Source organism: Streptomyces sp. L7 (genome assembly GCF_050990935.1).
In the GTDB taxonomy this organism is placed as follows: Bacteria; Actinomycetota; Actinomycetes; order Actinomycetales; family Microbacteriaceae; genus Leifsonia.
On the sequence record NZ_CP194644.1, the window covers coordinates 1,187,581 to 1,200,095 of the forward strand.

A 12,515-nucleotide genomic window follows, 5' to 3' on the forward strand; every position below is an offset into this window, starting at 1 on the left:
GAACCAACCCTCAGTTTCAGCACCTCTGGGGTTACTGCTTCACCCCTTCTTGGGTCTCTTTCAGTTCACCTGCGGGGCCGGCCGACTGGCCGGGGCGTCGGATGTCTGGGAGTGCGGGAGGGAACCTGGTGGGCCGACCACATCTCCGACGGGAGCTCGGAAGGTCTGAGCTTCGGTGTCTCTGGGAAGGGGACCCACCTCATGCCTACGTTCTCGAGCAAGACCGTCGAGTCGGTGCGCCAGACGCGCCGCATGGCGCGATGGGATCCGAACTCACCGTCCTTCGTCATCTTCAGCGCCGTGGTGATCCTCATCACCTTCGCGGGCCTGTTCTGCGTGTCCGCAGAGAGCGGCCTCTGGGTTACGCAGAAGGGTCAGCTGGACCTCGCGCCGGGTCTCGGCTGGTCAGTCATCATCGGCCTCGACGGAGCCCTTGCCGCGAACGCGCTGAGCCTCGCGGTACAACGCAGCCGCGGTCAGCGGGCTGTGCTGCCGAAGGTCATCATGGGCATGTCACTGGCGCTGTCCACCCTGCTGAACGTGATGAGGGCGCTGAGCCTCCACACCGCATCCGGGCCCTCCACCGTGGCGGTGTTGGCGGTCACCTGCATGACGCCGGTGCTGATCCTCGGCGCGATCGAGAGTGTGCTCACCGTCCTGGTCAAGCCGGCCGAGAACGCTGACACCGCCCGCGCGAAGCAGGACCTGGTGGACAAGGGCATCGTCACCTACGACGGCGGGAAGTCCCGCGCCGTCAAGGACGACATGGCCACGATCATCCGCTCCCTGGCCGCGGCCGAGCCGGAGCTCTCACGGGCGGCGATCGCCCGACGCACCGGCGCCTCCCCGACCCAGGTGAAGGCGGCGCTGGACGGACAGCAGAAGCCGGCCCGCGCGGCCGCCCTGGTGGCGCCACTGGACGCCGATGGTGTGCCGGCGGTCCCCGAGTACTGACCGGCGGTTCGCCTGCCTGCTGACGCCCGTCCTGCCGTTCTGGTGGGGCGGGCGTTCTGCTGCGGCAGGGGTGGCTGTTCGCCGACCACATCTCCTTCGGGAGCCAGGACAGACGGCTTCCAGGAGGGAGCGTCTGTGAACGCCAAGTACGAGAAGTCCAGCGCGATCATGGCGGAGGCTCACGTCGACGAGCTGCTGGAAGTACTGGCCGGGCTCGGCAACGGGACCGTCACTATCGACCTGGACGGCCGCACGCTGACCCTGACCGGGGAGCGGATCGTGAACCGGATCGGGCGCGCCACCTTCGCATGCATCACCGGCCCGTGGCGGGACTTCGTCAGCCGCGCCGGCTCCCCCATCCTCACCCCTGAGGAGGCGATCGCGGAGGCCGCCGCGCAGGTCTCCGACCACCTCACAAAGCTCCGCTTCGGGAGGGTGAAGACCACCGGCCAGGGGGTCCTGCGCAACGAGGCCGTCCGCGGCGCCTCGCGTGCCGCCCGGGCGATCGAAGCCCGCGCCAGCGACGTCGCCCTGGGTGCCGGACAGATCCAGAGGATGCAGGCGTTCGTCGCGGCCCGCGTCCTCCCCGCGCTCACCAAGCAGCTGGGCCGCACTCCCACCGATGACGAGCTACTGACCGCCGCGCAGACCGCTTGGGCGGCACAGCCCCAGGCTCAGAAGCGCCGGGCGCTGACCGCCCAGGACCTGCAGCCGCTGCGAACCGCGCGGACGACGAACGTCACGGACCATCCGGTCGACCACGAACGAACAACCCTCGAGGTCCTCCTCGACCGTCAGGCAGCCGCTGACGGCGACCACCGTGTCGCCGACCCCCTCGAGCTGCTGATCGAGCAGGAGGACGCGGCGGAGCGCCGAGAGGCTGCACGCGCCATCCTCGCGGCCCTGGACGACGAGACGCTGCAGATGGCGTTGGACGTGTTCGGCCGCGACGGCGAAGACATGACGCAACCGCCGCTCGCGCGCAAGAGGGTGCGCCGGCGCATGGCCGCACACCGACACCTGTTCGCCGCCGCGTGACTCAGCAAGGGGACAGGCGCTTTCCTCGCCGCATGTGTTCTTGGCATGAGGGAAACCACCGCCAAGGACCAGGCCAACGCCGCCGCCACCAACGAGCTGAAGGACGGGCTCGCCCGGGCCACCACCGCCAGCGAGCAGCGCGAGATCATCCGCGAGCTCAGCGGGATCCTGATCGGCATCGTCCGCGTCTGGAGCAGCAACTTCTACAAGTCTTTCGCCCAGACCATCGAAGCGGACGACCTGAACGGCATCGCTCACGTCGCCGTGTTCACAGAACTGAACGCCCTAGCCGGGAACCCGACCAAGCTGAACAACATCCGCGACCTCCTCGCCCACCTCCACACGGTCGCCTACCGCGAATGCCAGCACGCCTCCAACGAGAACGGGTTCGTCGACCGGCGCGACATGGCCTACATCGTCAAGGCCCGCCGCGAGTTCGAGGCCCGGGGCGTGAGCTACACCAACCACCAGGTCGCCGCGCTAGCCAACAGCTACAACAACGACAACGGCGGCCGCCAGCACCGCCGCACCCTCACTGCTGCTGACGTCCTGGGCATCGACGTTCGGCCCATCGAAGCGCTCGAAGACAACAACCCCTGGCACCCAGTGGCCGCCATCAGCGTCGAGAACGAGGTTCTCGCCCTGGAGCACTCCCGCCGCCTGGCCGCGCAGGCGCTCAACACGCTCACGGAGAACGAGCGGGGGCTGATCCTCTCCGTCCTGGTCGAGGGCCGATCCCGCGTGAAAGTCTGCGGAGAGTTCGGCTACACGACCCGCGAGGTCAGTGGCGTCATCGACGCCCTAGTTTCCCGGATGCGCAGCGCCCTGAACGGTCTCGACCTGCACGACCTCAGCTACGCCGCGTGAGCCGCGCGACACGTCCCAGGCGACCACCGCGTGGCGCCGCACCAGTCACTTGGGCGGCGCGGGCGCGGCGCGACTACGGTTACAGCCATGACCTCCAGATCATCGTTGAACGACGTGGTCGGACCATTCTTCGACCGTGCGGGCCTCCGCGCGTGGTTGGGGTGGACAGAGACACGACTCGAAGAGCTGGTCGCCGGCGCTCATGTGATCCAGCTGACCACCGCTGACGGGACGGAGGTCTTCCCGAGGTATCAGTTCGACGATCGCGGGACTCCTCTACCGCACCTGCCAGAGCTCTGGCCGCTCTTGGCCGGAGCCTACGGGCCGTGGTCAGCGGCAGCCTGGCTGAACGCCCCCGACCCAGACGGCTGCGGCAGAACCGCGGCGGACATCCTTCGCAACGGAGACGACGAGCAGGTCGCCGCAGTCATCCGCGAGGCCCGGCACGACGCCGGCCGGATGCGATTCTGACTGAACTACCAGGACCCGCAGCCAACCGGATACGATGCGGGTGAAGAAGGGGACCGACCATGACGACCGCGTTGACGTTCACCAACGTCGGTGCAGCCTGCGATGCGTTCGCCGCCGGCCGAATCTCCGAGGACGACTTCGTGACCGCCCTGGTCACCCTCCCCCACGTAGAGCAAGCACCCCCACCGGGCGGGTCCTGGTACGACGGGTATGCCGTCGTCCACGGCCCCGTCTACCAGCTCCTACACAAGGCCTACGACGGGGTCATCCCCGCGGATGTCTACCTGCACGCGGTCAACGAGATGCTGGACGCTGGCCATCAAGCGTGACTACCGGGCTCGTCGCACGCTCCTCGCCCGGTCCGCCAACGGTCCGCCCACCGTTGCGCTCTCGAATCGCAACGTGTGGCGTTGACGAGTCGCGCGCGGCGTGAAGCGCCGCTTCTTGCGCGCTCTCCGGATTACTAGACTCGGTGCAAGTGCCGGCGGCCTTTCTCCCCGGATTGCCGCCGCCGGCACCTCACTTGCTGCTCGCACGGTCCGGTGACGATCCGCACGCGTTTCGTGGCACGCAACGGCTGCGCTCCTCGCCCCGGCCCGCCGACGATCCGCCCACCGTCACGCCCTCGGATCGCCAACGGTCCCCGTCTCGCTGGCGCGGCGACTACGCGGCGGGGGCGTTCCGCATGCGGCCGCACCGCCGACGGGATGCCGACGGTACGGAGCCGATCCGGCAACCACTCGGATCGTGGACGGTGCGGAGACCGGTTCGTGGACGGGCTGCAAGCGTGGACGCTGCGATGGCGGGCCGGTGGGCGACCCGGTCGCGGGCCGGCGGCGGGTTGGGCGAGCCGCCAGGCGAGCCCGGCGGGCAGCCGAGAGACGGCGTCCCCGGGAACGCTGGTTGTTGGTTCGCGCGTCTGTGACGGTGGAACGTCGTAGCCTTGCCCGGAGGGAGGTGTGCATGGCTGTCGAATGGTCGCCGAGCCAGCACGTGCGGCCTGTGGAGACAAGGCCCGGAGGAAGGACGCGAGCTGATGGCCGCACCCGCTGACCGCGAGGAGGCGTACACGGCGCTTCGGATCGCGACGAACCGGCTCGTCAGCGCGCTGCTAGACAGCGGAAACGGGGCGGGACTGGTTACCGACATCCGGGTGGCGCGGGCGTTCCAAGCGCGGCTCCCGGTCGGAGACCTGGAGGCCCTGCGCTCCGGCGTGACACAGCTGAATGCCGTAGCAGAACGCGTAGAGAACGGCGAGGTTGTCGATGTGAGCGCGGAACTTGGTTCGCCGGTCCCATTACCCGTCGACGTCGTCGTGGAGTACGACACCATGCGAGAGAGTGCCAGCCGGCTCGCTGGGTGGCTCGTTGCCGACGCCAGTACTGACGAACAGGCGGCCGCGGCCGCCAGGGAGATTTGGGACGCGGTCGGGGCCGTCGACCCGCGTGACGACGACGCCGTCCTGCTCGCACGGGAGCGTTTCGCGAAGCGGCTGCGGGACCTCGACGAGCCCGGCGCCGACGAGGCCATCGAGCAATGGCAGGCCAGCGAGATCGTGGCCGAGGCCGAAGTCCTCATCGACAAGCCCCGCGAGGCGTAGCCTCACCTCAGCAGCTACGGCCGTCCCTCCTTCGTCCGGTGCAACTCCGCCGCCCCGGACGTTCCTACACCTCAGTTCCATCTTCCGCGCATAGATGACTCGGCGGTGGGTGGATCACCGCCAACAAGCTGATACTGGCCACCCCCGGCTTCCGTGGGGGAATCCCCTGGGGTGGCCAGTACGGTGACAGGCAGCGACCAAGGCGAGCCGAACGTCTCGACGTGCTGCTGGGCCCTCAGAAGTCGTCATCGACCGGGGGTTCGGGGGTCCGCGCCACGCGACTCGGGAGCAGGTGCAACCTCTGCTCGAGGAGGCGCCGGGGTATGTCCAACCCGAATCGGCCGTCAACATCCCGCAGGTCTTCTCCGAAGACCGGCTGTCGTAGGACCGTAAGGCATTCGGCGATCGGGCCGAGGGCAACAGTGAGATCCCCCTTTTCGATTTTTCGCAGGGTGCCGACGGAGATGCCTACACGGGCGGCAAGTTCGGCCTGTGTCATCTTGCGCTCGCGGCGAGCCGCGCCGATTTGCAACCCGAGGAGCTCCCCGATCATCTCTGCTCGCTCAGAGTACGAGTGTGGCAATCGAGACACGCAACGATCCTCTCAAAGCTCAGTACACTGCGTTTCCGCACTGCAAGCGTCAGTGTAGCGCGTTGAGCCGACCTATCTCAGGATTCGTGCCCGGCTTCGGCGAGGGCGCGCGTAAGCTTCACCGCGAGTTCTGGCGGCATCTCTCCGCGCACAGCGGTGTTGTAGACGGCTCGGATAGGCCCGTGCGCGAATATCGCCTCGCCACTCCACCAGGCGTCGTCGGGCCACGGGATATGTGGCACGCTCGGCAGCTCGACCAGCTCGGCCTCAAGCTCAGCCTCGGTCAGACCACCTGCGGAGTGCTCTCTGAGTAGGGCGATCGCGGCCTGGTAGCTGGCGGGCTGGTGCTTCAGCCAGAGGTCGGTGCGGTCGGATGGGAACGTCGTGACGAGGAAGTGCAAGTGGTGGGTGAGCTGGCCGGTCCAGTAGGTGGCGATCGTCGAATCGAGGAACTCCATTTTGTCCTCAGCGGGGATGACGATGGCGTCGTAGCCGTGGGAGAGGAGACCGGCGTTCATCACCAGTCGCGCGGTGCGGCGGTTGGCGTCGAAGTAGAACTGCTCGTACGTGGCGAATGCCGCCCACGTGGTCGCCCGCAGGATCGGGTGTTCGAGCGCGAGGATCCGTTCGAGTCCGGCGTCGAGGACAGCCTGAGTGAGTCGCGCGTCGAGCGCGCGGAACTCTTTCCCACCACCAAGCTGGACGCGGGGTCCGTCGTATCGTTCACGCTGGTCGCCACGGAACGCATTCGACTTCAAACCGAAAGGCGCTGCCAGCACGTCGTGGACCTGATCCGATAGCTCCTTCGACGGATCAAGCACCTCCCCTGCCTCCACCCGGGCGATAACAAGGTCACGGGCCCGCTTCATGGCCGCCAGCTGAGCGGCATGCCCGAGCGGGAGCCCCGCCACGTGGCGGCCGGCGAGGAACGCGGCGACGTCGTCGCGGGATACGTCGAAACCCTCGATGGCTGCGTCCCCGTGAAGGTTGTCGAGCTCTGACTCCCGGAAGCGAGCGAGCGCGACCTCCACCCCGACAGGCTCGAAGAACCGGACCGAGTCGGTCAAGTCAACCCAGCCTGGTTCTGGGACGGCTTGTGCGTCCGCCGGCGGCGTTGGGTATTTCCGAAGTCGAGCCGCCCACGCACGCTTCCGGTCTGCTGGAACGTCTTCCCGGCCCACCATCTCTCGGCCCTCCCGTAGTCTGCAGCGTACCGACAGCCGCCGTCACCGCAGGACAGATGCGGCTCTTCGCTGGCTGCGGGCTAGTGCCCCGTACTGGGTGCGCGACGCTGTGGCATACCTCTGTAGTGTTGCCGCGGAGGAAAAGTTGCCTGAAGAACGCGCACGGCCACCGGCTGGTTGGTATCGGACCGCCGATGATCGCCGGACAGAGCGGTGGTTCGACGGAACAGATTTGTCGACGCCGCTCGGATTCTGGACGGTTTCGCCGGGTGAAAAGTGAACGGTTGCGGGCAGTCTAGTTCTCGGTGTCGGCGGTGGTGGTGCGGATGCTGGGGAGGCTGTCGATGCCTCGGCCGCGGAGTCGGTAGCTGGCGCCTTTGAGGGTGAGGACGTCGGCGTGGTGGACGATCCGGTCGATCATCGCAGCGGCGACGGCCTGGTCTCCGAAGACGCCGCCCCAACCGCTGAAGGGCAGGTTCGAGGTCAGGATCAGCGACGCGTGTTCATAGCGGCTGGAGACGAGTTGGAAGAACAGGTTCGCGGCGTCTTGCTCGATCGGGAGGTATCCGACTTCGTCGACGATGATCAGCCCGTATCGACGCAGCCGGGCCAGTTCCTGCGGCAGCCGGCCGGCGCGGTGGGCGTCGGTGAGGCGGGTGACCCAGTCGGTCGCGGTCGCGAACAGGACCCGGTGTCCGTGTCGGGCGGCGACGATCCCGAGCGCGGTCGCGAGGTGTGTTTTCCCGGTTCCGGGAGGGCCGAGAAGGACGACGTTCTGCGCTTCCAGGAGGAACCCGCCGGAGGCCAGTTGAGCGATCTGTTGTCGGGCGGTCGGTTGGGCGTCCCAGTCGAAGTCCTCCAGCGTTTTCCGGGCGGGGAATCCGGCGGCTTTGATCCGCAGCTCTGCTCCGGATGCGTTGCGGGCGGACACTTCGCGTTCCAGGACGGCGGCGAGGTAGTCCTCGAACGACCAGCCGGAGTCCCTGGCCTGGTCCGCGAGTCGGGCCGCGGCATCGGTGATCCGGGGTGCTTTCAACGCGGCGGCGAGATAGGTGATCTGTTTGACCGCCTCGGCCGGTGAGCTCGTTGGGGGCATCAGATAACCTCCCCGGTCAGCCCGAACGCCCGGTCATAGTCGGCCAGGTCCCGGTGCAGATCATCGACCGGCCGAACCGGTCTGGGTTGCTGGAACTGCTTGCGCAGCCGGGCTGCGACTTGAACATGAGCCGGATCGGTGACCGTGGTTCCCCGCGCCCAGAGACGGGCATGGTCAGCGACGAGACGGCCGCCGGCGCGCACTCGCACCCGTTCCAGGTCGGCGCTGACATCGACCAGGCGGCCGATCACGGACGGGTCGACGGAGTAGTCAGTGGTGTCCAACCGGACGTAATAGTCCCGACCGAGACGGACCTGGTTGCGCCAGCCCAGATGCAGCGGGATCGGCGGCAATGGCAGCATGGCCGCCTGATCCGCCGCCAGCCTCGAGATCGGTGACGCGTTCGTGGTCCGCACCACCCTGGCATTAGCTCGTGTCAGCCAGTCGGCGAACTGGGTATTGAAGTCCGCCGGGGAGGCGAAGCTGCGCCCGGGCATGAAGGAGGTCTCGAACCATCGGTTGCGGCGCTCGACGATGCCTTTGGACTCCGGGTCTCGCGGCGGCAGCAACACCAGCCTGGTCGCCAGAGTCCCCATGAACGCGCTCACCCCTTCCGCGCGCCGGGGTCCGCGGCCGATGCCGGGCTCGTTGTCCCAGATCAGTCGACGCGGGACCGCGCCCAGCTGCTGGATCAACTCCCACGACCCCAACAGCAGGTCCTCCGTCTTCCGGGTCGGGATCATCCGCCCGGTGACGAACCTCGAGAATGCGGCCGTGATCACCAACACCGGCAACAAGCACGCTGTCCCGTCCTCGAGCGGGATCTTCTTCGGCGGGAACCACAGATCGCACTGGGCGGCATCGCCTGGCTCCCAGACCAGCCGGTCGGCCGGATCGATCCGACGATGCTCCGGCCGCAGCCGCTTCACGTTCTGACGGAACCACGACATCGATCCCGGCCACTCCACCCGTTCCGCGATCACCGTCGCCGGCAGCTCCGGATCCTCCGCCAGCAACGCCCGCACCCGGGCCTGGAACGGATCGAACGAGGTCGGCGCAGCCCTGCGCTGATACGTCGGCGGCGAATCAGAACCCACCGCCTTCCACACCGTCGTGCGCGAGATCCCTAACCGGTCGGCTATCCGGGCCTTCGGAACACCCTCCGCAGCGAGCCTCCTGATCAGCGCCCAATCCTCCAAAGTGATCACTCTCCAATCGTTGAGTGTTCACTTTTCAAGCGTCGATACCGTTCAGAATTCGAGCGTCGTCAACAAGATTTTACGGACCTCGAACGTGCAATAAGACCGGGCTGGTCACGCAAGACCCTCTGGCTACTCATCGGAGGTTGCGCAGCGGCAGCACTTGTCATCGCAGCGATCCCGTTTGGTGTAACAGCCCTAGCGTCCGCGCCGGTATCTGCCACCACAAAGCGGGCAGCCCCAGCTGTACCATCCGTCGCCCCATCACCCGCAGCTTCCGTCTTGGCGCTTCCCTCCGGAAGCGCCACACCCACCGAAAATTCAAGCGCTGACGCGATCGTGTCTGACAGCGAGTCAGGCGCAGGTGATGGTGCCCCCGGAACTCCGCCCCCGCTCTTCGTCGAAGTCAGCAACGGCAACTGCTACAACCCGCAGGCATTCTGCGAGCTGTCCTTCAAGGTGACGAACACCACGGCGGCACGTTTCACCGCCACCGGCGAGCAGCTCGGCGTCGTCGGAGACAACGGGCAGACCTACATCGCAGGGTCGACGCGACCCGCCAGTTGCGACATCGCCCTGAACCCCAACTACTACACGAACTGCTACGGAGAATTCCACATCCCGTCCGGAGTAACGATCGACAGCGCCTTCATCAGCACCGATGCCACGCAGGCCCATGCTGACGGCGGGGGCAGCGCAAGCTACCGAATCCCATAGGGCACCCAGTTGGACCGTAAGTGCTTCACCCTTTTTGCTCGGAGCGGAGACGCCGGCAGCCGGCCGCCGCTATTTGTTCGAATTGAGGCTCATGCCACGTAAGTCGATCGCGGACCGTCTGCAGGCCGGGTTCGAGGTGGTGCCTTTGGAGAACGCGGAGACGCAGGCGCGTCGGGCGGCGTTTGAGGCACGACCGGGGGTGCGTCGGCTGCGGAAGTGGACGGCCATCATCTTGGCCGTATTCCTCGTGCTGCTTGGGATCTGGCTCGCCGTGGTCGGGATCGTGTGGAACAACTGGTGGAACACGAAGACCAGCTTGGTCTGCACCATCGACGACATGGACCACTACGGGGTCTACGGGAAGGTCGGCTACGACCACACGGTCTACGACGTGTACACGACCACCTGTGGTGACCTGGAAGTCACCCAGGGCGCTGGGAAGAACGACCGGGAGGCGATCGCGTTCGCGAAGTCGTTGCAGATCGGGTCCACCTACGAGATGGACGTCCGCGGTTGGGACGGGTGGATGGGTGAATCCCGCGCGATCGCGGGCGCACGGCTGATCGGCGGTGGGCAGTGAGCGGGCCAGCGGGCTTCCCGCTTCTGAACATTGTCTGGCTGGTTTTGGTGATGACGGCGATCCTCGTCTTCCGGCGACGCCTGGTGGCGTTCCTTCTCCGAAGGGCAGAGCCGCGCGAGGATGAAGCGGCTCAGCGGCGGGACATGACCGTTGGCGTCACGCTGGTCGCTGTGTTCGGCTACCTGCTCTGCTCGATCGTGACGGTGGCCGCGTTGGTGCCGGATCCCGCGCGGGCGTGGGCTTTCGGTCTTGGCGTGCCGGTCATCGTCGTCGTCAACCTCGTCTACTGGGTGCGGCTCTCCCGGGCCGGGCTCTCGGTCACGCGGTGGCTGCGACGATGACCGACGTGACGGCGAAGCGCGTCCACTGGTACCGTCGCAGCCCACCACCCGGCCTTCCCCGGTTCCCGAAGGTCGTCTGGTGGGCTGGCCACGCCCAGCTGTTCATCGGGGTCGCGGCGGCCGTCGTCGGCTTGGTCCTGCTGTTCGGGGGTGACGGGCCCTGGCAATGGGGTCTGCTCCTAGTCTCGACGGCGTTGCCGTTCGCCACCTCCGGGATGATGCTCCGCGCGCAAGGCCTTCGCCAGGCGACGCTCACGAGTCGGTCCTGGGCGGTACGGATCGCCGAGCTCGCGGCGGTGGTGCTCGGTGTCGCGGTGCTGTCGATCGTGTTCGTGATCGTCGACGTGTGGGTGCTGTTCTTTGCGTTCGGGTGGATCCTGAACTACGCGATGCACTAGGGCGTGGGGCCTCGCGCTCAGCGATGCCATCCGTAGCCATTCGACCGGGAGCGCTTTTCCCCTTGTCAACCAACCACGCCGCTCGCTGACGGGCGGCGACACGGCGCGCCACGTCTCGCCATCACTCCGTCCGGGGCCGGCTCGTCTGGCGCGGCGGTGGCGTCTCGCCGGCCTTTTCGCCCCGCAGGACGAAGAATGCTGCGCTTGTCCGGACCATTCGGTACTTTTGCAGCGTGAGTCTGATCGACGCCATGCGCAAGGTCTCCGACATCTGCGGCACACAGTACGGGATGACGACGGTGCGGCAGGCCGCGGCAGCCGGTGTCTCCCGGCAGCAGCTGGCGCGTCTTGTCGAAGCGGGTTTGCTCGAGAGGGAGACGCATGGCGTTTATCGCGCAATTGCCTCCGCGGGTGACGACTTGGATTGGCTCAGGGCGGTCTATCTCTCTATCGACCCCGGGGTTCTCGCCGGCGAGCGGCTGGCGGAGCGTGAGCGGGGCGGCGTAGTTTTCTCACACGCCGCCGCGGCAGCCATCCACGGGATCGGCGATCTCCGGGTCGACGTGGTGGACCTCACCGCGCCCGTGCGTCGACAGGGAGGTAGTCGCGACGTCCGTTGGCATCGTCGCCAGCTACCCAGTGATGCTGTCCAGATCTGGAGGGGATTACCTGTCACGTCGCCCACGGTTACGGTCGCGGACTTGCTCAACTCGTATGTGGATTTCAGCCTGGCGGCCCAAGTCCTCCGCGACGGCATCAGCGAAATCGACATATCTCAGCTGGCGACGCTCGTCCGCCCGTCCGTCGCCCGAAACTCCGGCACGCGGCACCCTGTCGAACTCGTCGAGAAGCTGGCAGCGCTAGCCGGGGTCGGCTGAGATGGTTGAGTCGTAGTCGCGGTGCTTGGCCAGGGTCCCGCCATTCGACAAGCTACGAGCTGTCTCGAATTTGGACGCTGCCGGGCCCTCTGCCTGATCTACTGGCATTTGGACGGCGGGGTAAGACCATCTATTCCGGGAACGTCGTTAGAAAATCCGTGGCAAAGTCGTCCGGATAGCCAACCTCCAAGGCCGACAGATTCACAGTGTAGGCCTTCGTGTTAGACCCGTCCGTAATCGCAACGGTCACCAAACGCCCTTCGCGAGTGATGCGTTGGTACGCCAGTTCGCGACCCATATGCAACAGGGGCTCTGTGTATGCGGACAGGTCGTAAAGTAGTTCCGCCCAGGCGTCGCCAAACGCTTCGTCAGCGCGTTCGGGGGGTGCCACCGCTATGCGAACTTTGAAATCGCGGAAAAGTCCGCTCGGATCCATATCGACCCGGAGCACTACCTCTTCTCCGTCCGCTACCAGCTCATAGACGTGCTGCGCAAAACTCACTCCGTCAAATTCCTTGAGTGTCATCACGATGACCGAGGTGACGTTGGCGAGTTGGTCGGCGATTTCATTCACTTGCTTTGTTCACCCAATCCGGGCAT

Annotated in this window: 16 protein-coding genes; 11 read left to right on the forward strand and 5 right to left on the reverse strand. The window is 66.6% G+C overall.

Annotation, left to right across the window (positions count from 1 at the left end):
* Nucleotides 1-201: 201 nt before the first annotated feature.
* From ACR5MH_RS05980 to ACR5MH_RS06005, 6 genes are all read left to right on the forward strand, one after another.
* A complete protein-coding gene (locus ACR5MH_RS05980; protein WP_431346176.1) occupies nucleotides 202-954 on the forward strand; it encodes a hypothetical protein in 753 nt (250 codons plus the stop codon).
* Between the two features lie 135 nt (nucleotides 955-1,089).
* Nucleotides 1,090-1,992, forward strand: a complete 903-nt coding sequence (locus ACR5MH_RS05985) for a hypothetical protein (RefSeq protein ID WP_431346175.1) — start codon at nucleotides 1,090-1,092, stop codon at nucleotides 1,990-1,992.
* A gap of 45 nt (nucleotides 1,993-2,037) precedes the next feature.
* Complete coding sequence (locus ACR5MH_RS05990) at nucleotides 2,038-2,859, forward strand: hypothetical protein (RefSeq protein ID WP_431346174.1); 822 nt, start codon at nucleotides 2,038-2,040, stop codon at nucleotides 2,857-2,859.
* A gap of 87 nt (nucleotides 2,860-2,946) precedes the next feature.
* Nucleotides 2,947-3,330: a hypothetical protein gene (locus ACR5MH_RS05995; protein WP_433862402.1), complete on the forward strand. Its 384-nt coding sequence runs from the start codon at nucleotides 2,947-2,949 to the stop codon at nucleotides 3,328-3,330.
* 59 nt (nucleotides 3,331-3,389) lie between these two features.
* Nucleotides 3,390-3,659, forward strand: coding sequence for a hypothetical protein (locus ACR5MH_RS06000; RefSeq protein ID WP_431346172.1), 270 nt, complete (start codon nucleotides 3,390-3,392; stop codon nucleotides 3,657-3,659).
* Between the two features lie 707 nt (nucleotides 3,660-4,366).
* Nucleotides 4,367-4,930: a hypothetical protein gene (locus ACR5MH_RS06005; protein WP_431346171.1), complete on the forward strand. Its 564-nt coding sequence runs from the start codon at nucleotides 4,367-4,369 to the stop codon at nucleotides 4,928-4,930.
* 235 nt (nucleotides 4,931-5,165) lie between these two features.
* On the opposite strand, the gene ACR5MH_RS06010 is transcribed toward ACR5MH_RS06005, so the two are convergent.
* From ACR5MH_RS06010 to istA, 4 genes are all read right to left on the reverse strand, one after another.
* A complete protein-coding gene (locus ACR5MH_RS06010; protein ID WP_431346170.1) occupies nucleotides 5,166-5,483 on the reverse strand; it encodes a helix-turn-helix domain-containing protein in 318 nt (105 codons plus the stop codon).
* A gap of 116 nt (nucleotides 5,484-5,599) precedes the next feature.
* Nucleotides 5,600-6,589 carry a hypothetical protein gene (locus ACR5MH_RS06015; protein WP_431346169.1) on the reverse strand — a complete coding sequence of 330 codons (990 nt, stop codon included), beginning with the start codon at nucleotides 6,587-6,589 and terminating at the stop codon, nucleotides 5,600-5,602.
* Nucleotides 6,590-7,001: 412 nt separating this feature from the next.
* Nucleotides 7,002-7,802: an IS21-like element helper ATPase IstB gene (gene istB / locus ACR5MH_RS06020; protein ID WP_431346168.1), complete on the reverse strand. Its 801-nt coding sequence runs from the start codon at nucleotides 7,800-7,802 to the stop codon at nucleotides 7,002-7,004.
* The gene (gene istA, locus ACR5MH_RS06025) at nucleotides 7,802-9,010 is read right to left on the reverse strand and encodes an IS21 family transposase (protein WP_431346167.1); all 1,209 of its coding nucleotides are present in this window, start codon (nucleotides 9,008-9,010) and stop codon (nucleotides 7,802-7,804) included. Before istA ends, istB begins: the two co-directional genes overlap by 1 nt.
* Before the next feature lie 330 nt (nucleotides 9,011-9,340).
* Here istA and ACR5MH_RS06030 point away from each other — a divergent pair, with 330 nt between their 5' ends.
* The 5 genes from ACR5MH_RS06030 (at nucleotide 9,341) to ACR5MH_RS06050 (ending at nucleotide 11,915) form a co-directional block, all read left to right on the forward strand.
* Nucleotides 9,341-9,718, forward strand: a complete 378-nt coding sequence (locus ACR5MH_RS06030) for a hypothetical protein (protein WP_431346166.1) — start codon at nucleotides 9,341-9,343, stop codon at nucleotides 9,716-9,718.
* 91 nt (nucleotides 9,719-9,809) lie between these two features.
* A complete protein-coding gene (locus ACR5MH_RS06035; protein ID WP_431346165.1) occupies nucleotides 9,810-10,298 on the forward strand; it encodes a hypothetical protein in 489 nt (162 codons plus the stop codon).
* Nucleotides 10,295-10,639, forward strand: coding sequence for a hypothetical protein (locus ACR5MH_RS06040; protein WP_431346164.1), 345 nt, complete (start codon nucleotides 10,295-10,297; stop codon nucleotides 10,637-10,639). The genes ACR5MH_RS06035 and ACR5MH_RS06040 overlap by 4 nt, the downstream gene beginning before the upstream one ends.
* The gene (locus tag ACR5MH_RS06045; RefSeq protein ID WP_431346163.1) at nucleotides 10,636-11,037 is read left to right on the forward strand and encodes a hypothetical protein; all 402 of its coding nucleotides are present in this window, start codon (nucleotides 10,636-10,638) and stop codon (nucleotides 11,035-11,037) included. Before ACR5MH_RS06040 ends, ACR5MH_RS06045 begins: the two co-directional genes overlap by 4 nt.
* A gap of 233 nt (nucleotides 11,038-11,270) precedes the next feature.
* Nucleotides 11,271-11,915, forward strand: coding sequence for a type IV toxin-antitoxin system AbiEi family antitoxin domain-containing protein (locus ACR5MH_RS06050; RefSeq protein WP_431346162.1), 645 nt, complete (start codon nucleotides 11,271-11,273; stop codon nucleotides 11,913-11,915).
* A gap of 130 nt (nucleotides 11,916-12,045) precedes the next feature.
* On the opposite strand, the gene ACR5MH_RS06055 is transcribed toward ACR5MH_RS06050, so the two are convergent.
* Entirely contained in the window at nucleotides 12,046-12,489 is a 444-nt protein-coding gene (locus ACR5MH_RS06055; RefSeq protein WP_433862403.1) for a hypothetical protein, read from the reverse strand.
* Nucleotides 12,490-12,515 lie beyond the last annotated feature (26 nt).

Excerpts from the sequence above, each read along its gene's own strand:
- istB (WP_431346168.1), bottom strand. The coding sequence starts at position 7,802 with ATGCCCCCAACGAGCTCACCGGCCGAGGCGGTCAAACAGATCACCTAT.
- ACR5MH_RS05990 (WP_431346174.1), top strand. The coding sequence starts at position 2,038 with ATGAGGGAAACCACCGCCAAGGACCAGGCCAACGCCGCCGCCACCAAC.
- ACR5MH_RS05980 (WP_431346176.1), top strand. The coding sequence starts at position 202 with ATGCCTACGTTCTCGAGCAAGACCGTCGAGTCGGTGCGCCAGACGCGC.
- ACR5MH_RS06010 (WP_431346170.1), bottom strand. The coding sequence starts at position 5,483 with ATGATCGGGGAGCTCCTCGGGTTGCAAATCGGCGCGGCTCGCCGCGAG.
- ACR5MH_RS06000 (WP_431346172.1), top strand. The coding sequence starts at position 3,390 with ATGACGACCGCGTTGACGTTCACCAACGTCGGTGCAGCCTGCGATGCG.
- ACR5MH_RS05995 (WP_433862402.1), top strand. The coding sequence starts at position 2,947 with ATGACCTCCAGATCATCGTTGAACGACGTGGTCGGACCATTCTTCGAC.
- ACR5MH_RS06045 (WP_431346163.1), top strand. The coding sequence starts at position 10,636 with ATGACCGACGTGACGGCGAAGCGCGTCCACTGGTACCGTCGCAGCCCA.
- ACR5MH_RS06005 (WP_431346171.1), top strand. The coding sequence starts at position 4,367 with ATGGCCGCACCCGCTGACCGCGAGGAGGCGTACACGGCGCTTCGGATC.
- ACR5MH_RS06035 (WP_431346165.1), top strand. The coding sequence starts at position 9,810 with ATGCCACGTAAGTCGATCGCGGACCGTCTGCAGGCCGGGTTCGAGGTG.